Raw genomic sequence first — 22,991 nt, 5'->3', positions numbered from 1 at the left:
TGAGCACTCAGACGCCAGAGCGATTACGTCGCCAGGAATGAGCCCCCCACGGAGTCAGGGATGTAATGTCGATTTTCCTTTTGTTGCGTGCGTACGCCTCGTCCTTCTTCCATCGGTTCGGCTGGGCGGGCCTGGCCATTGCCTTGGGCATACACATGACCACGGCTTGGCTGGGCCTGGCGCTTCTGGGCGAACAACACCTCATCGCCCCCGCCACGTTTACCTACTTCTATCTCACCACCACACTCACCGTCGGCTACGGCGATCTCGCGCCGCAGACATCCGCGGGACGGATTTTCGTGGCTACCTGGGTCATGCTCGGGGGCATTGCGCTGCTGACGGCAGCCATCGGCAAAACCACCAGCAGTGTCATCGATGTATGGAGAAAAGGCATGAAGGGCAAAGGCGATTTCACCGGCAAGGTCGGCCACACCGTTCTCATCGGCTGGGAAGGCGCGACCAGCGAGCGGGTGATTGAATTACTGCTGCAGGACGAAACGTCCAATGACAACCTGATCGTCATTTGCGATTGCACCCTTGAAGAAAACCCCATGCCGGGCAAAGCGGCCTTTATCAAAGGCGAAAGCCTGTCCGCTGCCGCGCTTTTGCTGCGGGCCGGCGTGCCTGGCGCCGAACGCGTACTGGTGCGAACCCATTCAGACGATCTGACCCTGGCCACCGTGCTGGCGGTCAATCAACTGAGCCCTGTCGGGCATGTGGTCGCCCACTTCAATGAAAGTGAAATCGCCGCGCTCGCCAGCGCCTACGCCCCCAGCCTGGAATGCACCTCAAGCATGGCCATCGAGATGTTGGTGCGTGCCTCTCAGGACCCGGGCTCGTCTGTGGTCATCAATGAATTACTTTGCGTGGGCCAAGGCGCCACCCAATACCTGATGAAACTGCCCGAGGCTTTTGAAGCAACGTTCGGCGATCTGTACGCACAGATGAAAGAACGCCACAACGCTACCCTTATCGGCTACCGCGCCAAAGGCGCCCGCCACCCTTCGATCAACCCGCCCGGCGCCACTCGCGTTGAGGGCGGTGAACTCTTCTACATCGCCTCCACGCGCCTCAAGGAAATCTCCAATGGGATGGTTTAAACAGTTGATGGGGCTTGAGGCCCCGACAGCGAATACCGAGTCGAAATGGACAGCCAACGACAGCCCGCCCGCCACCGGGCCGCTGGGCCTGGCATTCGGCAAAGGGGTGATGTTCGATACCACCCTGAAGTTGCTACTCGACGGCAACACCACAGTGGTCATCCCTGGCTCCCAACAGATCTGGAGCGCCGGCACTGTTGATCTCGGGCAATCGACCTGGTTGTCGCGCTATTACATGAACGACGAAGACTACTGGCTGCAAGTGCACACCACCGGCGACATCGCCGGACAGGTCGAGTCGGTGATCCTGTTCAACTACCTCAGCTACGTCACCATCAACAGTGAAGCGGAGCTGCGTCGACTGGCCGGCCCTCAAAGCCTGATCGGCCTGCCGACCTACACCCACAACGGTGTCGAATACACCCGCGAATGGGGTACCGAGAACGGCCAGACGGAACTGGTGGCCTTGAGCGAGCGCCTGACCAATCCGGATGAGTCCTACAGCATCGAGCACCATTCGATGCTGTACGCCCGCGAAACCGGCCTGACCGATCGCCGGGAATTCCTGCTGTTTTCCGTCGAAGAAGACGCCGAAGGCACCATCAGCTTGAGCACTTCGTTGGGCATCTCGCTGTACACCACCGACCTGAACACTTTTTAAAAAGGAAGAAGTCCATGCTTGAAGCGCTCTCCATCTCCCTGAACAAAGCCGCCGTGCTCGGGTTTGTTTTGTACATTCTCGGCGCCGCCGTGCTGTTCGCGCTGTTCCAGTTCATCTACACCCGAATCACACCGCACAAGGAGTTCGAACTGATCCGTTCGGGCAACGTGGCGGCTGCGATCGCCCTGGGCGGCGCCATCATTGGTTTCGCCATTCCGGCCAGCAATGTGATCGCCTACTCGATCAGCATTCTGGACTTCGTCGTCTGGGCAGTGATCGCCGCTTTCGTTCAACTGCTGGCGTTTCTGGTGACCAGCCTGGTGCTAAAAGGCGCCTCTGAGCGCATCAAGAAAGGTGAAATCGCTGCGGGGATCTATATCGCGGCAGTGGCCATCAGCGTCGGCATGTTGAATGCCGCGTGCATGACCCCTTCCCAGAACTGATTGCGCCACGGAGATCCCGATGAAACGAAGCAAGTACGTTCAGCTCTCCCTGGCAGCATCGGTCGCCATGGCGATATCAGGCTGCGGGCCGACGGAAAAAACCTACGAGATACACAAAAAGTACAACTTCCAGTCCGTCCAGCAGTGCGCCGATGAAAAGCTCCCGGTCGACATCTGTTCTGACGCCTATATGAAGGCCATGGCCCAGCATCGAAGCATTGCGCCGGTGTACGACAACCAGGCCGATTGCGACGCCGACTTCGTTACCGACTGGTGCCAGCAGGATTCCGCCGGCAAGTTCATCCCCAAGCTCGGCGGTTTCGAGCTGAACGCCGATGGCGAGGTCACGCAAGCCGAAGTGGACGCGGCCAAGGCCAAACTGCCAGCGTCGGAAGCGAACGCCGCTGGGTCAGGCTTCTCCGGCAGCAGCCTGCTGACCGGGTTGCTGATCGGCAACATGCTCAGCAACAACCGCAACAGTTACTACTCCGAACCGGTCTATCGCTATCGCGATGATCGCGGTGACTACTCGTCCTCGACACTCAGCCAGCGGGTATCGTCAGGTTCAACCTTCAACAGGTCCAATCAGGCGCGCTACGGCAGCAGCGGCAGTTACACAGACACCATCACCCGCAGTAAGCCGGTGTCTGTTGCATCGTCCACCTCCCGCGGCGGCTTCGGCAGCCAGGCCAGCGCACGCAGCGGCTGGGGCGGATCGAGCAAGAGTTTTGGCGGGTCGAGCAGTTAAGGAAACAGGGCCATGAAGAAAATCCTCTGCGCAGAGCGTCATGACTGGAAACAGACCGCCGAGAGTCTCGGCTTTCTGTTCCATACCATCGACGATGAACCCTATTGGGACGAGAGCGCGTACTACCAGTTCACGCTCAAACAGATCGAGAACGATCTCGAAGACCCGACCACCGAGCTTCATGAGATGTGCATGGACCTGGTGGCCCGCGTGGTTCAGAGCGAGGAGCTGCTGGAGCGCCTGAGCATTCCCGCGCCATTCTTCGACATGGTTCGCACTTCATGGCTCGAAGGCCACCCGCACCTGTATGGGCGCATGGATTTCTCCTACAACGGCAGCGGGCCGGCCAAATTGCTGGAACTCAACTACGACACGCCGACCAGCCTGTATGAGGCGGCAGCGTTTCAGTGGGGCTGGCTTGAGCAATGCATCGAACGTGGCTTGCTGCCCAAGCATGCCGACCAGTTCAACAGCATCGACACCAAGCTGCATCAGGCCTTTGCCCAACTGCAGCTCAAAGAGCCCTTCTATTTCGCCTCGATGAAAGACTCGGTCGAAGACAAGGGCACCACCGATTACCTGCGTCTGGTCGCGGAAAAGGTCGGCATCGAATCGCGGCATATCGATATCGAAGACATCGGCCTCACCAGTGAAGGACGTTTCGTCGATTTAGAAGATCGTTGGATTCCTCACCTGTTCAAGCTGCATGCCTGGGAGTTCATCTTCCACGAACCCTTCGGCGCAGCGATCGCCCAGAGCGCCACACAGTTTTTCGAGCCGGCCTGGAAATCCATCATCTCCAACAAGGGCATCCTGCCGCTGCTGTGGGAGTTCAACAAAGGTCACCCGAACCTGCTCGAGTCGTACCTGGACGCCGACCCGAGCAAAGCCGTGCCCAAGGGCTGGGTACGCAAGCCGTTCTTCTCCCGGGAAGGTGCCAACATCGAGCTGCAAACTGCTGAGGGGCTGATCGTGAAAGAGGACGGACCCTACACCGACGCGCCGTTTATCCTTCAGGAGTTCGCCCCGCTGCCGAAGTTTGGCGACAGCTACACGCTGATCGGTTCCTGGGTGATCGGGGATCAGGCGGCGGGAATCGGTGTGCGCGAGGACAACAGTTTGATTACCAAGGATTCGAGCCGGTTCTTGCCGCATCTGATACTCGATTGACCCCTCCATCGCCCACTAAAAAGGCCGGGTGTCGACATATCGTCAGACACCCACAAGACTTACTGCGCAAATGCCGGATAATGGCGGCCATTCGTTTAGCCGCTATTCTGGTAATCCCCCATGGAAATCAAGGTCAACTTTCTCGACAACCTTCGACTTGAAGCCAAGTTCGATGACTTCACGGTGGTGGCCGATCAACCTATCCGCTACAAGGGCGATGGCTCGGCACCGGGTCCGTTCGACTACTTCCTGGCTTCGTCGGCGCTGTGTGCGGCGTATTTTGTGAAGCTGTACTGCGACACGCGCAATATCCCCACGGATAACATCCGCCTGTCGCAGAACAACATTGTTGATCCGGAAAACCGCTACAACCAGATTTTCAAGATCCAGGTCGAGTTGCCGGCGGACATCTCCGACAAGGACCGCCAGGGCATCCTGCGTTCCATCGACCGTTGCACCGTGAAAAAAGTGGTGCAAGCCGGGCCTGAGTTTGTGATCGAAGAAGTGGACAACCTCGACGCCGATGCCCAGGCTTTGTTGATGCCTGCTTCCAACTCAGAGGCGAGCACCTATATTGCCGGCAAGGATCTGCCGCTGGAGCAAACCATCACCAACATGTCGGCCATTCTGGCGGACCTGGGCATGAAGATTGAAATCGCCTCGTGGCGCAATATCGTGCCCAATGTGTGGTCGCTGCATATCCGCGATGCGCACTCGCCGATGTGCTTTACCAACGGCAAGGGTGCGACCAAGGAAGGCGCGTTGGCGTCGGCGTTGGGCGAGTTTATCGAGCGACTCAACTGCAACTTCTTCTACAACGACCAGTTCTGGGGCGAAGACATCGCCGACGCAGCGTTTGTGCACTACCCGGACGAACGCTGGTTCAAGCCTGGCCGTAAAGATGCACTGCCGGCCGAAATCCTCGACGAGTATTGCCTGAAGATTTACAACCGCGACGGCGAGCTGCGTGGCTCCCACCTGATCGATACCAACTCGGGCAATGAAGAGCGCGGCATCTGCTCGCTGCCGTACGTGCGCCAGTCGGACGGCGAGGTGGTGTATTTCCCGTCCAACCTGATTGAAAACCTGTTCCTGAGCAATGGCATGAGTGCCGGTAACACGCTGGCCGAAGCCCAGGTGCAATGCCTGTCGGAGATCTTCGAGCGCGCGGTAAAACGCGAAATCATCGAAGGTGAATTTGCCCTGCCGGATGTGCCAGCTCACGTACTGGCGAAGTACCCCGGGATACTGGCCGGTATTCAGGCGCTGGAAGAACAAGGGTTCCCCGTGCTGGTGAAGGATGCGTCCTTGGGGGGTGAGTTCCCGGTGATGTGCGTCACGTTGATGAACCCGCGTACCGGCGGTGTGTTCGCCTCGTTCGGCGCGCATCCGAGCCTGGAAGTGGCGCTGGAACGCAGCCTGACCGAATTGCTGCAAGGCCGCAGCTTCGAAGGCCTCAACGACTTGCCCCAGCCGACTTTTGAAGGTCATGCAGTGACCGAGCCGAATAACTTCGTCGAGCACTTTATCGACTCCAGCGGCGTGGTGTCGTGGCGCTTCTTCAGCTCAAAATCGGATTACGAATTCGTGGAGTGGGACTTCTCCGGCCAGGGTGAAAACTCGAATGCCGAGGAAGCCGCGACCTTGTTCGGCATTCTCGAAGGCATGGGCAAGGAAGTGTACATGGCGGTCTACGAGCATATCGGTGCAACGGCCTGCCGCATCCTGGTGCCGAACTATTCGGAAATCTATCCCGCAGACGATCTGATCTGGGATAACACCAACAAAGCGCTGTTTTTCCGCGCCGATATCCTGAACCTGCATCGCCTGGACGAAGAAGAACTGCAAGCGCTGGTTGAACGCCTGGTGGAAAGTGAGCTGGACGACTACACCGACATCACCACCTTGATCGGCATCGAGTTTGACGACAACACGGCTTGGGGTCAGCTGACGATCCTGGAGTTGAAGCTGCTGATTTATCTCGCCTTGCAGCGGTTTGAAGAGGCAAAAGAAGCGGTAGAAATGTTCCTGCAGTACAACGACAACACGGTTGAGCGTGGCTTGTTCTATCAGGCCATCAATGTGGTGCTGGAGATGGAACTGGACGAAGACCTGGAGCTGGAAGACTACGAGGCCAATTTCCGCCGGATGTTTGGCAACGAGCGGACAGATGCAGCAATTGGATCGGTGAATGGCAGCGTGCGCTTCCATGGCTTGACGCCGACCAGCATGAAACTGGAGGGGCTCGACAGGCACCTGCGGTTGATCGATAGCTACAAGAAACTGCACTCGGCACGGGCCAATGTGACCACTTTATTCAGTTAACAGCGCCCACAAAAAAGCGAAGCCAGATGGCTTCGCTTTTTTGTTACTGACTGGATAGCTGCTTTTTAGAACGGTTATGAACACCAGAAAGCTCACATCCCTGTCGAGTGAGCGATTGAATGAGCCATAACTCATTGAAAACAAAGCCTATAGCCTCCTAGCCAATGAACAAAAAGTAAAAAATTCCGTAAGGTTTTTGTGAAAAAACGGCTCCTATCCCCGAAAAAATTTACACAATTCGAAGCCTGCTTAAACTTGAAATGATCAACCGAACCGCAGACAAATCCAGACGAGCGGTGTACTGGATAAAGCGACAGGTGCTGACTTTGGGCGAATGTCTGCTCAATCGAACCATGCGCTACTCCGATCGCTTCGTCTAGCAACGGAAGCTTCCAGTAATTCAGAGGCTCGGTCCAGCCATCCTCGGGCCTCACATGGGTTAATGTCTGGGACGTTAATATCGAGTTCGACTTGAGCAACAAGGCTGTTGGCGCCGACGCCAGATTGACCTTTGGTGCCGGAATCCGTTGACCCAGCCGACTACGCACAAAACGAGGGTCAGCGCGGCTTTCGATGGTTCAGCTTGGGTCAGGCAGAATCGGCCGCCGGGGTCAAAATTAGTCGGCACCTACAGAATGCAAAGGAGAGGATATCTTGAACAAGATACAGCGAGCCCGTGAGGCAATGGCCTCACAGGCTGGCGGGTAAGTTATTTTCAAAACTGCACACTAGGGCGGATTGCCAAGTACCACAATGCATCCCGATATCTGTCTGCGGATATCTGATTATCGAAGGCAGGCTCGCAGCCCGGATTCATGGCGTGCTGATCTTATGGATCCAGCCAGGTGTCGCGAATGCCTTTATGGCGCCGGTACAGGTACAGGCTCACGCGTGCAATCAACATCAGAGTGATCACGATGATCGCCGGCCACCATGAGTCGCCAAAGTATATCTCCAGAATGTTGTAGAGCAACGCGAAGGGCAGAAAAATGACTGCGTAGAGCAAAATTTCCTTGATGGTCTGAACCATGATTATTAGCACTCGTCTTCTTCATCTTTGGACACACACTTGACAATGGCTTTGCTGACCTGGAAACCCGCCTGAACTTTCACGGCTGTTTTGATCGTGTCGGCATGAGCCGCCTTGCGCACGGCCAGTTTTGCGGCTCGATTGGCCGTGTTGGCGGCCTGGCCTGACAACGCTCGGTAGGCTTTGGCCGACTTATAGACCGTTTTAGCCGAGCTGAGCATGCCTGGAGCCAATGCCCCGGCCGCAGCCGCGACACCCACATGCTTGAGATTAATATCAATGCATCTCCACTTGATATCCGTCAGTTCCCTGTCGTTATCCCAGTTATCCTTCATCTGCCCCAGAACCTGTTTGCCGGCCTGCATGCCTACTTCGATGGTGGCTCCCAGAGCTGCCCTGGCCAGAAAACCGCCAATGATCAACAGCGGCACGATCAACCCACTCGGGTCATAGGCCACCGAAGGCGCATTCAGCGCATAGGCATAGGCATTCGGCCCGCCCCGAAAACCGATCGGATCCTGGCTGGCATAACGGCCCGCTTCGGGCAGGTAGTAGCGGTGGCGGTTGTAGTACAGGCCGCTTTCCCGGTCGTGGTATTGCCCCTGGAAACGGATGGGCTGGTCGGCCGGGCCGGTTTCCTGTTTCACGGCACGCCAATCGTCATTATGTGCCTGCCAGATCGTTCGACCCTGTTCGTTGTCCAGACGCAGTGGCGTGCCGATGTGGTCGGTATGGAAGAAACCGATGGCCGGCGCGCCCAGCGCCGGATGGCATTGCTCGGGCAGTGGCTGGTCAGCGGCAGCCATCTCGCGGCGAATCATCAGCAGGTCCGCACTGTCAGGCTTGCGGTTCTGTTCGATGCGCAGCAGCGGGATGAAACTGTCGGGCTCATGCACGGTGGTGCGCAGCAGGTCGTCGAATACCTCGGCGCATTGCCGCTCGCCGTCCCAGCCAAAGCGGATCACCTGTTGCCCATCGTCTTGCCGGACCACCTTGGCGATACGCCTGGACAGACCATCATAGCGATAGCGGGCCTGGGTGATCACGCCATCGGCCCGCTGGCGGGTAGCACTCACCAGGCGGTTGGCGCCGTCGTATTCCAGGTGCAGGTGTTCTCCATCAGGAGCGTGGCGCGCCACCAGGTTGCCCTGGGCATCGAAGCGGTACTCATGACCTTCCAGGCGCTCGACACGATTGCCGCTCCACGCTCCTGGCGGCTGTGCTGCCTGGAGCGAGTCGAATTGCGAGCCTACATAGCCCGAGCGGTACAGTTCGTTGTGGGCGTACTGCCGTTGCTGGTCACCGGCCTGCTGCTGCCCGCTGTCGAGCCGGTTGCCGGCCGGGTCGTAGCGGTAGATGTTCGGCACTTCGCTGCCGTGCTGGCTGGCGTCTAGCCGGCCGCCACGGTCGTAGCGATAACGCAGGCCGGGCCTGAGGTTGTCATCGACCTGTACAAGCTGGCCCAGGGGATCATAGCGATACTCGCGTTGCCAGTCCTCGGCAGTGGCCAGGGTGATCCGACTGCGAGTCAGGCGCCCCATGGCATCGTGTTCGCGCCCCTGTTCCAGCAAGGCGTGCGGCTTGCCCTTCAGACGTGCCTCGCGCCGCTGTTCACGGTGCAGGGCGTCACGTTCAAAGGCCATCTCGGCATGGGCCGCCAGCACGCCATGCAGATGCCCCGAACCATACGTCAGCCAGGTAATCGGCGGCGCATCGCCATAGCGGCTGCTTTCGCGCACGCCCAGGGCGTCATGCTGATGGGTGACGCTGTAGACCCAGCCGTCAGCATGGATCTGGCTTTCCAGGCTCAGGTTGCCCGCCGGGTCATAGGCCAGGCGCACTTCGCAATCCGGTCCTTTGACCATGGCCAGACGGCCGTCCGGCAGCCAGCCGTAGTGCTCGCTGAATGCGTCTGCCGTAGCGGTCGCCGGCAGGTGACGGCGAATCAGCTGGCTATCGCGGTTGTACTCATAGTGCGTCTCGCGGCCTTCGGCATCGATACGGGTGACCAGCTCACCGGCCAGGTTGTAGCGGTAGTGCTGGCGACGGCCATCGAAGCCGTTCTCTTCGACCAGGCGGTCCAATGTGTCGAAAGCGAAGGTGGCCTGGGCGCCGTTCTGGTTGGTGATCCTGCACAGTCGACCGGCGGCGTCGTAGCGGTAATCCAGTGCATCACCGGTGCTGTCGGTGGCCCTGACCAGGCGTCCGACCCGATCCCATTCCAGTTGCGTGCAGTGCCCATGTGTATCGGCGATATGGGTTTGTCTGCCCTGAGCGTCGTAATGGTAGGCCAGGCGGGTGCCGTCGGCCAGGGTCACTTCGATGACCTGTCCCAGCCGATTGTAGACGTAGCAGGTGGAGCGGCCTGCCGGATCGGTCTCGGCAAGTAGGCGCCCTTCGCTGTCGTATTCGTAGGAATGGGTCTGTCCGGAGCAGTCGGTGATACGGGAAGGCAGCCCCAGGCGGTTCCATTGCACCTGTTTCACCCCGCCCTTGCTGTCGCTGATCCGGGTGGCTCGGTTGGGCAGGGTGGAGTCATCGTAGTGGTAGCGAATCGTCCCGGTTGGCCCGCTCACACAAGTCAGGCTGGTGGTCTCGTTACGTTCGAAGATCCATCGCCGCCCCATGGCATCGATCAGTTCCTTGAGCAGGCCGGTTTCTTCGTCGAGGGTCTGGCGATAGTGCTTCTTGCCTGGCGATCGCTCGGCCAGCACCCGGCCCTGTCCATCGAGCTGCCGGCGTGACTCGCGGCCCAGCGGATCGCGCACGGCCACCTGGCGGCCGAACATGTCGTGCTCGAATGATGTGCGGCTGCCGTCGGGCCGGATCAGCGCCGTCCAGCGCCGTTCGCCATCCTGGCCAGAGAACTCATAGCGTTCTGTGCGCCCGAGGCTGTCGACCACATCGGTGGCATCGCTGTAATAACGAAACTCCCGGACCAGGCCATCGGTTTCGATCTGCCTCAGCACCCGCCCGTCTGGCCGGTGCCCGTCCCATTCATAGCGCACCTCCAGGCCGCCCGGTTCGCTATGTGCAACCATGATGTGATTGTTCCAGGCGAACACCCGGACAACGACGCCCAGCCGGTCGCGTACGGCGATCAGGTCGCCGCTTTCATTGAATTGGTAGCGCACCAGCCAGTCGTTGCCACTGGACTGCGGATCGAAGTGCTCGGGCACAGGACCGTCCGGGTTGGCCAGGACCACACCGCAGAGGCGCACGCCATCATCGCCCGGTTGTGCCTGGCACACCTGCTGGTAGAGCAGCACATAACTGCGTCCGGCGCTGTCGCGAATACTGGTCAGGAATCCGCGTGGGCTCCAGTTGAACAGGGTCGGGTAGCCGCTGCGGCCAAAGGTCGAGTGCAGGCGCCAGAGATCGTTGGCCTGGCGCGCGAAGCTCAGGTAGCTGTTGCCGTCGAGCACGACGACCACGTTTGGATTGCGTTGCAGGGCCGGTGCCACCCTGGCCCAGCGCCCGGTCCAGGCCACATGCTCCTGTCGCTCGTCTGGGGTGTCGCCCCGGCGCAGCCAGAGCTGCTCGCTGCCTGAATACCAGGTCGCGCCAGGCGCCAGTGGTGGAAAGGTGATGCGCCGGCCCTGGGCATCGATCAGCACGCAGCCGTCGGCGTTCAGCTCCAGCAACAGGCTTTCGCCCGGTAGCCACCAGCCCTGGCCAAGTCGGCTGATCCTCGGGTTGCTCGACAGGTAGCCACGGCCGAAGCTGAAGGTATCCGGCGCCGCCAAGGCGAAGTCGACCTCTTCGGGAAGCAGCTTGCAGCCCAGTATGGGGTTGACTGGCTGGCCGACGAAGGGCACGCAGGCCGAGGCTCGATCAGCCTGGCCCGAGGCCATGCTGCCGACACGCACGTTCGGGGAGCCTGTGGCAATCACATTGCCGGATACCTTTTCACCCACATGGGAAACGGGAAGGCCAGAGCCGCTCATAAAACTGTTCCTGAAAGCTGTCGTTCAGCAGTTGATGTCGACATTGGGCGAAAGAATCTCGATTTCCGAAGCCGTTATGCGGAGGGTGCTCTGGCCGCACGATAGGCGAATCTCCTGGTCGGCCGTCAGCTCGATGACCTTGCTGCCCAGCTTGATGCTGTTGCCGTCCAGGCTGATACTCGAACCCTCCTCTGCGCCGCCAACACCAATGTGGTAGGCCTCGCCCACCGAAACGGATTTCTTCTTCAGCACCTGGGTGGTCTGGCTGAGGCCGACGACGGTATTCATCATCATGCCGACGTTCAGGCTGTAGCCAAATCCGACGTTTTCCATCCGGCCCATGCCAACGTTCTGCAAGGACGCCATCAGGATGGTTTCCGACTTGTTCATGCCAATCTTCACTGTCTCGTTGCGGTCGACGGTCTTGTCGCGGTTGGCATGCACGGTGATGCTTTCGTTGTTGTCCACTGTCTCGTTGCGGTCATGTTTCACATGAACCGTCTCGTCATGGTCGATGGTCTTGCGCCGGTCATGCCCGACCCAGTGGCTTTCGTCATTCTCGACGGCAATGTCCTGGTTGCGCTCGGCATGGATGTACAGCTGCTCGGCGCCTTTCTTGTCTTCCATGCGGATTTCGTTGAAGTTGGCTGGCGTGCCGCCTTTGCTCGAACGACTTTTCATGCCGCTCTGGGTCGCGTTGGCGGGCAGGTCGTAGGGCACCGTCTGTTCGGCGTTGTAGACCCGGCCGGTGATGATTGGCCGGTCGGGGTCGCCTTCGAGGAAGCTGACGATGACTTCCTGGCCGATTCGCGGGATCTGCATCGAGCCCCAGTTCTTGCCGGCCCAGGCCTGCGACACACGAATCCAGCAGGAGCTGTTTTCGTTGGACTGGTCGTGGCGGTCCCAGTGGAAGTGCACCTTGACCCGGCCGAACTGGTCGGTCCAGATTTCCTCGCCGGCCGGTCCCACCACCACGGCGGTCTGCGGTCCCTTGACGGTGGGTCGCGCGGTATTGGCCAGCGGGCGGTAGCTCTGTTGCGCGTCGATGCAACTGAGGCTGCTTTCGAACTGCGTACCGGGCGAGGCGCCGCCGGTTTCCAGGCTTTCCTGGGCGATGTAGTAACGCGCGCCGACGATCAGGTATTCGCGATTCTGGTCCTGGCGACCGAAGCCGGTGAGGCTGAACAGATGCCCCGAGCCCAGGCCCCGGGCGTTGCCGTTGAGCTCGACCCGCTCATGCAGGCTCTGGATGGCTTCGATGCGGGTGCGCGCGTAGTGCTCGCCGTCCTGGCTCTGCACGTAGGTGCCGGGGTAGTCATACAGCGGATAGTCGCCGGCGGCGTGCGGGCGCGGCATGGCCGAGCGCACGTCGATCCGCGCGCTGGGGCGCTGGAAGTCGTAGTCGTTGAGCTCCAGGGAACCGGGCTGGACTTCCTGGGCCAGGTGCCAGCCGTTGAGGTGGTCGCGCTCGCGATGCTGGCCGTCCGGCGGGTAATACGGCAGCGACTCGTAGCCCGGGGCGCTGTGGTGGGCACCGTAGGCGTCGGCCAGGACCAGCACGTGGCGATCCTTTTCGTGGCGGAAGTAGTAGTAGATACCTTCCTGTTCCATCAGCCGGCTGACGAATTCGAAGCTGCTTTCGCGGTATTGAACGCAGTATTCCCACTCGCGATAGTGCTGGCTGAGGGCGTCTTCGAAGTCGGAGAAACCCAGGTCGCGGAACACCTGCTTGATGATCTGCGGGATGCTCTGGTGCTGGAAGATCCGGCAGTCGGAGGTGCGGGTCAGCAGCCAGAGCCAGGGGCGCAGGGTCACCGAATAGCTGGCGAACTGGCCCTGGCTGACGTTCTGGCTGCAGCGCGCGACGATGCCGTGGAAGTACCGCAGGCCGCCCTGGACCTGTAGCGACAGGCTCATGGGCTTGCCCAGCAACTGGTTGAGGTCCAGGTTGCCGTCGTTGGAGGTCAGGTGCAATTCGTAGTCGAACAGCCGGCCCAGTTCCTCACCACCGCCGAAGTCCTTGAGCAACAGGACATCCGGCCCGAGGGGGCTGTTGATCTGGGCCAGGCGGGTGGCCTGTGTGAATAGCATCGGTTATCTCGTTGAATGCGATAGGTGAAGCGCCGTAGCCCTTGTAGGAGCGAGCTTGCTGGCGATGGCGGTGTATCTGATACACCGCGTGGCATTGATCGCCAGCAAGCCGGCTCCTACAGGGTTTATGGCGTGATCAGGTGGTGTCACTGAATTGGTAATGTAATTCGTTATTCCGCTCGCCGATCCGCACTCCCGCCAGCACCTTGCCTTCGAGCTTTGGCGTGGGACGATAGCTTGGCGATTGAGGTCGAAGGTGTAGCGGGCGATCCTGCGCCTCGCCCAGATGGGCAGCCCAGAGCAGGGCAGATATGAAAGGTCATCAAGACAGGTGGTCCATCATCAGGTCGAGAGTGGGGCGAATCATAAATGATCTGATGTTTTCAGGGAATTGTTCCCACTGTGATTGCGAGGGGGACACAGTAGCCAAGGTGAATACACATCGTAAATGTCGGCGATATACGACAATGTTCAAGGGTTGTTGGCGCCGACGCCAGATTGACCTTTGGTGCCGGAATCCATTGACCCAGCCTACTACACACAAAACGAGGGCCAGCGCGGCTTTCGATGGTTCAGCCTGGGTCAGGCAGAATCGGCCGCCCGGGTCAAAATTTAGTCGGCGCCTACACTCAAGACATTTTTTACATCCATAAAAACGCGAAACCCCCGCAGTGCGGGGGTCTCAAGTCTAAACTTTACAAATTAGTCTAAGGTATGCGCTAGAACGGGATATCGTCATCAAAGCTGTCGAAATCCGGAGCCGGCTGAGGAGCGGCCTGCTGCTGTGGAGCCGGGCGCGACTGTTGCGGTGCCGACTGCTGCGGACGCGGAGCCTGCTGACGTGGGGCTGGGGCGGATTGCTGGTAGTTATTGCCCCCGCCTTGTTGGTCGCCCTGTTGTGGACGGCCGCCCAGCAGTTGCATGGTGCCTTGCATATCGACCACGATTTCAGTGGTGTAACGCTTGATACCGTCTTTTTCCCACTCGCGGGTCTGCAGCTTGCCTTCGATGTAGACCTGCGAACCTTTACGCAGGTATTCGCCGGCAATTTCGGCAACCTTGCCGAACATCGACACACGGTGCCATTCGGTCTTCTCGACCTTCTGACCGGTTTGCTTGTCGGTCCACTGTTCGCTGGTCGCCAGACTCAGGTTGGTCACGGCGTTACCGTTAGGCAAGTAGCGAACTTCGGGATCCTGGCCGCAAGTGCCGACCAATATGACTTTGTTAACCCCACGGGCCATAACGTTCTCCTAGGCTTCGCACGCTGTCGCGGCCGGGTTGTTCACCAGACGCTCCAAGGTAGTGCGATCCAATAATTCGGTGTCCAGTTTGATGTAAATCGCCGCTTCATCTGCAACCACGATTGCATCGGTTACTCCAACGACGGCCTTCAGGCGCTCGATCAGGCCAGCTTCACGAATCGCTTCGGGCGACAACGGCAAGCGCAGGCTCGTCACATACGGAGGTTCGCGCATGGTAACAGCAAAGGCCAGCCAGAGGGCAGCCAGGCCGGCGCATCCGAGGAAGACAGCCGACAAACCGCCGTGCTGGAACATCCAGCCGCCGAGGATCCCGCCCAGTGCCGAACCGAGGAACTGACTGGTGGAATAAACCCCCATCGCCGTGCCCTTGCCGCCCGCCGGTGAAACCTTGCTGATCAGCGATGGCAACGAAGCTTCCAGCAAGTTGAACGCGGTAAAGAACACCACCGTCCCGATCACCAGAGCCCGCAAGCTGTCGCCGAACTGCCAGAAGAATAGCTCAGTGAGCATCAGCGTCACGACGGCGCCGAGTAAAACTCGTTTCATTTTGCGTTTCTTCTCGCCGTAGATAATGAACGGGATCATGGCGAAGAAGGAAATCAGCAGCGCGGCCAGGTATACCCACCAGTGCTGCTCCTTGGGCAAACCGGCTTTTTCGACCAGAGCCAGCGGCAACGCAACGAAGCTCGACATCAACATCGCGTGCAACACAAAAATGCCCAGGTCCAGGCGCAGCAGGTCCGGATGCTTGAGCGTCGGTATCAGCGCCTGGCGCGCGACACCGGACTCGCGGTGCTGCAACGGGCCGGTGGCGCGGGGCACCATGAACATCACGATGACGATGCCGAACAACGCCATGCCGCCGGTGGCGAAGAACAACCCGGACAGGCCAAAGGCACGGGTCAGCAACGGCCCAACAACCATGGCGACAGCGAACGACAGGCCGATCGTCATGCCGATCATGGCCATGGCTTTGGTCCGATGCTGTTCCCGGGTCAGGTCCGACAGCAACGCCATGACCGCCGCGGAAATCGCCCCGGCGCCCTGCAGGATGCGTCCGGCAATGACGCCCCAGATCGAATCCGCATTGGCCGCCAGCACGCTCCCCAGGGCGAAGACGATCAGCCCCAGGTAAATCACCGGACGGCGACCGATGCGGTCGGAAATGAAGCCGAAAGGAATCTGAAAGATCGCCTGGGTCAGGCCGTAAGCGCCAATCGCCAACCCGATGAGGGCCGGGGTCGCTCCCGCCAGTTCCATCCCATAGGTCGCCAGTACCGGCAACACCATGAACATGCCAAGCATACGGAAGGCGAACACCAGGGCCAGACCGCTTGCTGCGCGGGTCTCACTGCCACTCATGCGTTCGCTGTGGGGATCGTGCATGGAAAAACCTCATGTGAACCGGCGGCGATTCTACCAGTCCCATCGATTGACGGGGTATATCGCGACGCAATGACGCGCTCTGCTGACAGACTCTTCATGTAAGGCTGCGGCCCTCTCATTTGATAGTGTGCATCCATCCAGTATTTGGCCGTATACTCCTACGTTTTCGACGCCCGCCGAGCGAGGCCACTTTGGACAAGATCCTGATTCGTGGGGCCCGAACCCACAACCTGAAGAACATCGACCTGACCCTGCCACGGGACAAACTGATTGTTATCACCGGCCTGTCCGGATCCGGCAAGTCGTCGCTGGCTTTCGACACGCTGTACGCCGAAGGCCAGCGACGCTATGTCGAATCGCTGTCGGCCTACGCCCGGCAGTTCCTGTCGATGATGGAAAAACCTGACGTCGACACCATCGAAGGCCTGTCGCCAGCGATCTCCATCGAACAGAAGTCGACCTCGCACAACCCGCGTTCGACGGTCGGCACCATTACCGAAATCTACGACTACCTGCGCCTGCTCTACGCTCGCGTCGGTATTCCGCGCTGCCCGGATCACGACATTCCGCTGGAAGCCCAAACCGTCAGCCAGATGGTCGATCTGGTGCTGGCACAACCTGAGGGCAGCAAACTGATGTTGCTGGCCCCGGTGATCCGCGAGCGCAAGGGCGAGCACCTCTCGGTCTTCGAAGAACTGCGGGCCCAGGGTTTTGTGCGGGCACGGGTCAACGGCAAGCTCTGCGAACTGGACGAGTTGCCGAAGCTGGATAAACAGAAGAAGCACTCGATCGACGTCGTGGTCGACCGCTTCAAGGTCCGCGCCGATTTGCAACAACGCCTGGCCGAATCGTTCGAGACCGCATTGAAACTGGCGGACGGCATTGCACTGGTCGCGCCGATGGATGACGAGCCCGGCGAAGAGATCATCTTCTCTGCACGCTTCGCCTGCCCGATCTGCGGCCATGCCATCAGCGAGCTGGAACCCAAGCTGTTTTCCTTCAACAACCCGGCCGGCGCCTGCCCGACCTGCGATGGCCTGGGGGTTAAACAGTTTTTCGACATCAAGCGATTGGTGAACGGTGAACTGACCCTGGCCGAAGGCGCGATTCGCGGCTGGGACCGGCGTAACGTCTATTACTTCCAGATGCTTGGCTCGCTGGCCTCGCACTACAAATTCAGTCTTGAAGTGCCGTTCAACGAACTGCCGGCCGATCAGCAGAAATTCATCCTGCATGGCAGCGGCTCGCAGAACGTCGACTTCAAATACCTGAACGACCGTGGCGATATCGTCAAACGTTCGCACCCGTTCGAAGGCATCGTGCCGAACCTGGAACGCCGCTACCGCGAAACCGAGTCGGCTTCGGTCCGTGAAGAGCTGGCCAAGTTCCTCAGCACGCAACCCTGCCCGGATTGCCGCGGTACCCGCCTGCGTCGCGAGGCGCGGCATGTGTGGGTTGGTGAGAAAACCTTGCCGGCGGTGACCAATCTGCCGATCGGCGACGCCTGTGAGTATTTCGGCGTGCTGAAACTGACCGGCCGCCGTGGCGAGATTGCCGACAAGATCCTCAAGGAAATCCGCGAGCGGCTGCAGTTTCTGGTCAACGTTGGCCTGGACTACTTATCACTGGATCGCAGTGCCGACACGCTGTCCGGCGGTGAAGCCCAGCGGATTCGCCTGGCCAGTCAGATTGGCGCCGGTCTGGTGGGGGTTCTGTATATCCTCGATGAACCGTCGATCGGTCTGCATCAACGGGACAACGACCGGTTGCTGGGCACCCTCAAGCATCTGCGGGACATCGGCAACACAGTGATCGTGGTCGAGCACGATGAAGATGCGATTCGTCTGGCCGACTATGTGGTGGATATCGGCCCGGGTGCAGGCGTGCACGGCGGGCATATCGTTGCCGAAGGGACGCCGGCCGAAGTCATGGCTCACCCTGATTCGCTGACCGGCAAGTATTTGTCGGGCCGGGTGAAGATCGCAGTCCCAGCCAAACGCACGCCGCGTAACAAGAAGTTGTCGCTGTCGCTCAAGGGCGCTCGCGGCAACAATTTGCGCAATGTCGACCTGGAGATTCCAATCGGTCTGCTGACCTGTGTGACCGGTGTGTCCGGCTCAGGCAAATCGACGCTGATCAACAACACGCTGTTCCCTTTGAGCGCTACAGCACTCAATGGGGCAACGACTCTGGAAGCGGCTGCTCACGACAGCATTAAAGGCCTGGAACATCTGGACAAGGTTGTGGACATCGATCAGAGCCCGATCGGCCGCACGCCGCGCTCCAACCCGGCAACGTATACCGGGCTGTTCACGCCGATTCGCGAACTGTTCGCTGGCGTTCCGGAGTCCCGCTCTCGCGGTTACGGTCCTGGGCGCTTCTCCTTCAACGTGAAGGGCGGACGCTGCGAGGCCTGTCAGGGCGATGGCCTGATCAAGGTGGAGATGCACTTCCTGCCGGACATCTATGTTCCGTGTGATGTTTGCAAGAGCAAGCGCTACAACCGCGAAACGCTGGAGATCAAGTACAAGGGCAAGAGCATCCACGAAACCCTGGAGATGACCATCGAGGAAGCTCGAGTCTTCTTCGACGCGGTTCCGGCTCTGGCGCGCAAGCTTCAGACGTTGATGGATGTCGGTCTGTCGTACATCAAGCTAGGACAATCGGCGACCACACTATCTGGCGGTGAAGCCCAGCGGGTGAAACTGTCGCGCGAGTTGTCCAAGCGCGATACCGGCAAGACGCTGTATATCCTCGATGAACCGACTACCGGCTTGCACTTCGCCGATATCCAGCAACTGCTCGACGTACTGCATCGTCTGCGCGACCACGGCAATACCGTGGTCGTGATCGAACACAACCTGGATGTGATCAAAACCGCCGACTGGTTGGTGGACTTGGGGCCGGAAGGTGGTTCCAAGGGCGGCCAGATCATTGCCGTCGGTACGCCGGAAGAAGTGTCCGAGATGAAGCAGTCTCACACCGGTTACTACCTCAAACCGCTGCTGGCTCGCGACAGGGCCTGAATCAGGGCCATGAAAAAGCCCCTGTCACTTTGTCGGTGACAGGGGCTTTTGTTTGTGTGGCCTGCTAAAAGATCAGAACTGCGATTGCAGGTAATTTTCCAGACCAATCAGTTTGATCAGACCCAGCTGCTTCTCCAGCCAGTAGGTATGATCTTCTTCGGTATCGGCCAGCTGAATGCGCAGGATCTCGCGGGTGACGTAGTCCTTGTGCAGCTCGCAAAGCTCAATGCCCTTGCAGAGAGCTGCCCGAACCTTGTACTCCAGACGCAAATCAGCGGCGAGCATGTCAGGCACGGTGGTGCCGACATCCAGATCGTCCGGACGCATACGCGGAGTACCTTCGAGCATGAGGATCCGACGCATCAGGGCGTCAGCGTGCTGCGCCTCTTCTTCCATCTCGTGATTGATACGTTCGTAGAGCTCGGTGAACCCCCAGTCCTCGTACATCCGCGAATGGATGAAATATTGATCACGGGCTGCCAGTTCGCCTGTCAGCAACGTGTTGAGGTAATCGATTACGTCTGGGTGACCCTGCATCGCCCTACATCTCCCTGCTTGAAAGTCTGTAGTTTGAACCAAGCTGACCGGAAGGTCACTCGCTCGACGCAATGAAAGCGAAGATATTCTGAGAAAAGCAGTTTAAATGACGCAAAAACCGCCCAAATGAGGGCGGTTCTGCTTATCGTTTAGACTTAGTTAAGCTGTAAGCCCAACGCCTTTGCGATGCCTTCTCCATAAGCTGGGTCAGCCCTGAAGAAATGCTGCAGTTGACGATCAATCACGTCACCGGAAACCCCGGCCATGGCACCGGCAATGTTGTTGATCAGCAGGGCTTTCTGCTCATCGTTCATTAGACGGAACAGCGCACCGGCATGGCTGTAGTAGTCAGTATCTTCGCGATGATCGTAACGATCGGCGGCGCCGCTCAAGGCCAAGGCTGGTTCCGCATAATGCGGTGCCTGTTTCGGTGATTCCACGTAGCTGTTCGGCTCATAGTTCGGCGCCGCACCACCATTGACGCCAAATGCCATGGAGCCGTCGCGCTGGTAGGTGTTGACCGGACTACGAGGCGCATTCACCGGCAGTTGCTGGTGATTGGTGCCCACACGGTAGCGATGGGCATCGGCGTAAGCGAACACGCGACCTTGCAGCATGCGATCAGGGGACAGACCGACACCCGGGACCATGTTGCTCGGACCGAACGCAGCTTGCTCGACTTCAGCGAAGTAGTTCAGCGGATTGCGGTTGAGCTCCAGCTCGCCCACCTCGATCAACGGAAACTCTTTCTGCGACCAGGTTTTGGTCACGTCGAACGGGTTCTCGTAGTGATCAGCGGCCTGGGCCTCGGTCATGACCTGGATGTTGACACTCCATTTCGGGAAGTCTCCGCGCTCAATGGCGCCGAACAGGTCACGTTGTGCGTAATCCGGATCGGTACCCGCCAGCCGCGCCGCTTCTGCCGGAGCAAGGTTCTTGATCCCCTGTTTGGTTTTGTAGTGCCACTTTACCCAGTGACGCTCGCCATTGGCGTTAATCAGGCTGTAGGTGTGGCTACCAAAGCCGTGCATGTGGCGATAACCATCAGGGATGCCGCGGTCCGAGAACAGAATAGTGACCTGGTGCAATGCCTCAGGTGAGTGAGACCAGAAGTCCCACATCGCCTGCGCGCTTTTCAGGTTGCTTTGCGGCAGGCGCTTCTGGGTGTGGATAAAGTCAGGGAATTTCAGCGGATCACGGATGAAAAATACCGGTGTGTTGTTACCGACGATGTCCCAGTTGCCTTCTTCTGTGTAGAACTTCAGGGCAAATCCGCGTGGATCACGCTCGGTATCAGCCGAACCGCGCTCGCCACCCACGGTGGAGAATCGCAGGAAGGTCGGAGTTTGTTTGCCTACAGACTCGAACAGCTTGGCACTGGTGTACTGAGTGATATCGCGAGTCACCGTGAATGTACCGTAAGCACCCGAGCCTTTAGCATGCACGCGACGCTCCGGGATGTTTTCACGGTTGAAGTGGGCAAGTTTCTCAATCAGGTGGAAATCGTCGAGCAGCAAAGGACCACGAGGGCCGGCGGAGCGGGAATTCTGGTTGTCGGCAACAGGAGCGCCACTGGCGGTCGTAAGCGTTTTATTCTGGCTCATGCGATCTCTTCCTCTGTCAGTCTTGGAACTGCCGGCTAATCGGCTGGGAGGGAGTATCAACCATGCACATGACGCCATCAAATTCATTAAATTGTGGGCAGTGATAGAAATTTACTAACGGAGATCGGAGATGGATAGTCGCAAGGCCATACTTTTCAGACGCGCACAAAAAACCGGGCACTAGGCCCGGTTCCTTGTTTCAGACTGACGTCTTACTCAGCGGATACAGCTTCACCGCCGACAGCACGATCAACCAACTCGACGTACGCCATAGGCGCGTTGTCGCCAGCGCGGAAACCGCACTTGAGGATGCGCAGGTAGCCACCCTCACGGGTAGCGTAACGCTTGCCCAGGTCGTTGAAGAGCTTACCAACGATAGCTTTCGAACGAGTACGGTCAAAAGCCAGACGACGGTTAGCAACGCTGTCTGTCTTGGCCAAAGTGATCAGCGGCTCAGCAACGCGGCGCAGTTCTTTGGCTTTTGGCAGTGTAGTTTTGATCAGCTCGTGCTCGAACAGCGACACCGCCATGTTTTGAAACATGGCCTTGCGGTGCGAGCTGGTGCGGCTCAGGTGACGACCACTTTTACGATGACGCATGGTTCATTCCTTACCAAACACAACGTTCGGTGATTACGACGATCAGGCAGTCGCCTTGTCGTCCTTCTTAAGACTTGCAGGCGGCCAGTTGTCGAGGCGCATGCCGAGGGACAGACCGCGGGAGGCCAGAACGTCCTTGATTTCAGTCAAGGATTTCTTGCCAAGGTTCGGAGTCTTCAACAGCTCTACTTCGGTACGCTGAATCAGGTCGCCGATGTAGTAGATGTTTTCCGCCTTAAGGCAGTTAGCCGAACGTACAGTCAGTTCCAGATCGTCAACCGGGCGAAGCAGGATCGGATCAATCTCGTCTTCCTGCTCGACAACCACTGGCTCACTGTCACCTTTGAGGTCGACGAACGCAGCCAACTGCTGTTGCAGAATGGTTGCAGCGCGGCGGATAGCCTCTTCAGGATCCAGGGTACCGTTGGTTTCCAGATCAATAACCAGCTTGTCCAGGTTAGTACGCTGTTCGACACGGGCGTTTTCCACCACGTATGCGATACGGCGAACCGGGCTGAACGAAGAGTCAAGCTGCAAGCGACCGATGCTGCGGCTTTCGTCTTCATCGCTCTGACGCGAGTCTGCCGGTTCATAACCACGACCACGAGCTACAGTGAGCTTCATGTTCAGGGCGCCGTTAGACGCCAGGTTAGCGATTACGTGATCGGGGTTGACGATCTCGACATCATGATCCAGCTGAATATCGGCAGCGGTAACCACCCCCGAACCCTTCTTCGACAAGGTCAGCGTAACTTCGTCTCGACCGTGCAGCTTGATAGCCAGACCTTTAAGGTTCAACAGGATTTCAATTACGTCTTCCTGTACACCTTCGATGGCGCTGTACTCGTGGAGCACACCGTCAATCTCGGCCTCGACTACTGCACAGCCGGGCATTGAGGACAACAGGATGCGGCGCAGCGCGTTGCCCAGGGTGTGGCCGAAACCACGCTCGAGAGGCTCGAGAGTGATCTTGGCGCGGGTTGGACTGACAACCTGCACATCAATATGGCGGGGTGTCAGGAACTCATTTACCGAAATCTGCATGGATGCACCTATTTT

The 22,991-nt window shown here is 58.8% G+C and carries 16 protein-coding genes; 7 read left to right on the top strand and 9 right to left on the bottom strand.

Annotated elements, in window-relative coordinates; translation table 11 throughout:
* The first annotated feature begins 65 nt into the window (after nt 1-65).
* The 6 genes from QMK51_RS03475 to QMK51_RS03450 all read left to right on the top strand — a co-directional run bounded on the left by QMK51_RS03475 (nt 66) and on the right by QMK51_RS03450 (nt 6,447).
* Nucleotides 66-1,100, top strand: a complete 1,035-nt coding sequence (locus QMK51_RS03475) for a potassium channel family protein (protein WP_320393161.1) — start codon at nt 66-68, stop codon at nt 1,098-1,100.
* Nucleotides 1,087-1,761 (top strand): YjfK family protein, encoded by a 675-nt coding sequence (locus QMK51_RS03470; RefSeq protein WP_258698838.1) that lies wholly within the window; start codon nt 1,087-1,089, stop codon nt 1,759-1,761. Before QMK51_RS03475 ends, QMK51_RS03470 begins: the two co-directional genes overlap by 14 nt.
* A 14-nt stretch (nt 1,762-1,775) precedes the next feature.
* On the top strand, nt 1,776-2,204 hold the full coding sequence (locus QMK51_RS03465; RefSeq protein ID WP_008008913.1) for a DUF350 domain-containing protein: 429 nt from the start codon (nt 1,776-1,778) through the stop codon (nt 2,202-2,204).
* A 19-nt stretch (nt 2,205-2,223) separates the two neighbouring features.
* Nucleotides 2,224-2,952, top strand: coding sequence for a DUF1190 domain-containing protein (locus QMK51_RS03460; RefSeq protein WP_320393160.1), 729 nt, complete (start codon nt 2,224-2,226; stop codon nt 2,950-2,952).
* Nucleotides 2,953-2,964: 12 nt separating this feature from the next.
* Nucleotides 2,965-4,122 (top strand): glutathionylspermidine synthase family protein, encoded by a 1,158-nt coding sequence (locus tag QMK51_RS03455; protein ID WP_320393159.1) that lies wholly within the window; start codon nt 2,965-2,967, stop codon nt 4,120-4,122.
* 120 nt (nt 4,123-4,242) lie between these two features.
* The gene (locus tag QMK51_RS03450; RefSeq protein WP_320393158.1) at nt 4,243-6,447 is read left to right on the top strand and encodes an OsmC domain/YcaO domain-containing protein; all 2,205 of its coding nucleotides are present in this window, start codon (nt 4,243-4,245) and stop codon (nt 6,445-6,447) included.
* Nucleotides 6,448-7,276: 829 nt separating this feature from the next.
* Here QMK51_RS03450 and QMK51_RS03445 read toward each other — a convergent pair.
* The 5 genes from QMK51_RS03445 to QMK51_RS03425 form a co-directional block, all read right to left on the bottom strand.
* Nucleotides 7,277-7,477: a hypothetical protein gene (locus tag QMK51_RS03445; RefSeq protein WP_258696797.1), complete on the bottom strand. Its 201-nt coding sequence runs from the start codon at nt 7,475-7,477 to the stop codon at nt 7,277-7,279.
* A 5-nt stretch (nt 7,478-7,482) separates the two neighbouring features.
* A complete protein-coding gene (locus QMK51_RS03440) occupies nt 7,483-11,424 on the bottom strand; it encodes an RHS repeat-associated core domain-containing protein (RefSeq protein WP_320393157.1) in 3,942 nt (1,313 codons plus the stop codon).
* 24 nt (nt 11,425-11,448) lie between these two features.
* The gene (tssI, locus tag QMK51_RS03435) at nt 11,449-13,515 is read right to left on the bottom strand and encodes a type VI secretion system Vgr family protein (RefSeq protein ID WP_320393156.1); all 2,067 of its coding nucleotides are present in this window, start codon (nt 13,513-13,515) and stop codon (nt 11,449-11,451) included.
* A gap of 719 nt (nt 13,516-14,234) precedes the next feature.
* The gene (locus QMK51_RS03430; protein ID WP_007896798.1) at nt 14,235-14,759 is read right to left on the bottom strand and encodes a single-stranded DNA-binding protein; all 525 of its coding nucleotides are present in this window, start codon (nt 14,757-14,759) and stop codon (nt 14,235-14,237) included.
* A 9-nt stretch (nt 14,760-14,768) separates the two neighbouring features.
* Nucleotides 14,769-16,166 (bottom strand): MFS transporter, encoded by a 1,398-nt coding sequence (locus tag QMK51_RS03425; RefSeq protein WP_320393155.1) that lies wholly within the window; start codon nt 16,164-16,166, stop codon nt 14,769-14,771.
* Nucleotides 16,167-16,357: 191 nt separating this feature from the next.
* Here QMK51_RS03425 and uvrA point away from each other — a divergent pair, with 191 nt between their 5' ends.
* On the top strand, nt 16,358-19,192 hold the full coding sequence (gene uvrA / locus QMK51_RS03420; RefSeq protein WP_320393154.1) for an excinuclease ABC subunit UvrA: 2,835 nt from the start codon (nt 16,358-16,360) through the stop codon (nt 19,190-19,192).
* Nucleotides 19,193-19,264: 72 nt separating this feature from the next.
* Here uvrA and bfr read toward each other — a convergent pair whose 3' ends face one another.
* The 4 genes from bfr to QMK51_RS03400 form a co-directional block, all read right to left on the bottom strand.
* Nucleotides 19,265-19,729 (bottom strand): bacterioferritin, encoded by a 465-nt coding sequence (bfr, locus tag QMK51_RS03415; protein ID WP_258698832.1) that lies wholly within the window; start codon nt 19,727-19,729, stop codon nt 19,265-19,267.
* 155 nt (nt 19,730-19,884) lie between these two features.
* A complete protein-coding gene (locus QMK51_RS03410; protein WP_320393153.1) occupies nt 19,885-21,333 on the bottom strand; it encodes a catalase in 1,449 nt (482 codons plus the stop codon).
* 212 nt (nt 21,334-21,545) lie between these two features.
* Nucleotides 21,546-21,932: a 50S ribosomal protein L17 gene (gene rplQ / locus QMK51_RS03405; RefSeq protein WP_007955635.1), complete on the bottom strand. Its 387-nt coding sequence runs from the start codon at nt 21,930-21,932 to the stop codon at nt 21,546-21,548.
* A gap of 42 nt (nt 21,933-21,974) precedes the next feature.
* On the bottom strand, nt 21,975-22,976 hold the full coding sequence (locus QMK51_RS03400; protein WP_003186012.1) for a DNA-directed RNA polymerase subunit alpha: 1,002 nt from the start codon (nt 22,974-22,976) through the stop codon (nt 21,975-21,977).
* Nucleotides 22,977-22,991: the final 15 nt, after the last annotated feature.

Origin of the sequence: Pseudomonas sp. P9_31, from assembly GCF_034008235.1 — a bacterium.
In the GTDB taxonomy this organism is placed as follows: Bacteria; Pseudomonadota; Gammaproteobacteria; order Pseudomonadales; family Pseudomonadaceae; genus Aquipseudomonas.
Note: the sequence above shows the minus strand (reverse complement) of the source record. Positions and strands in the feature narration are given on the sequence as shown.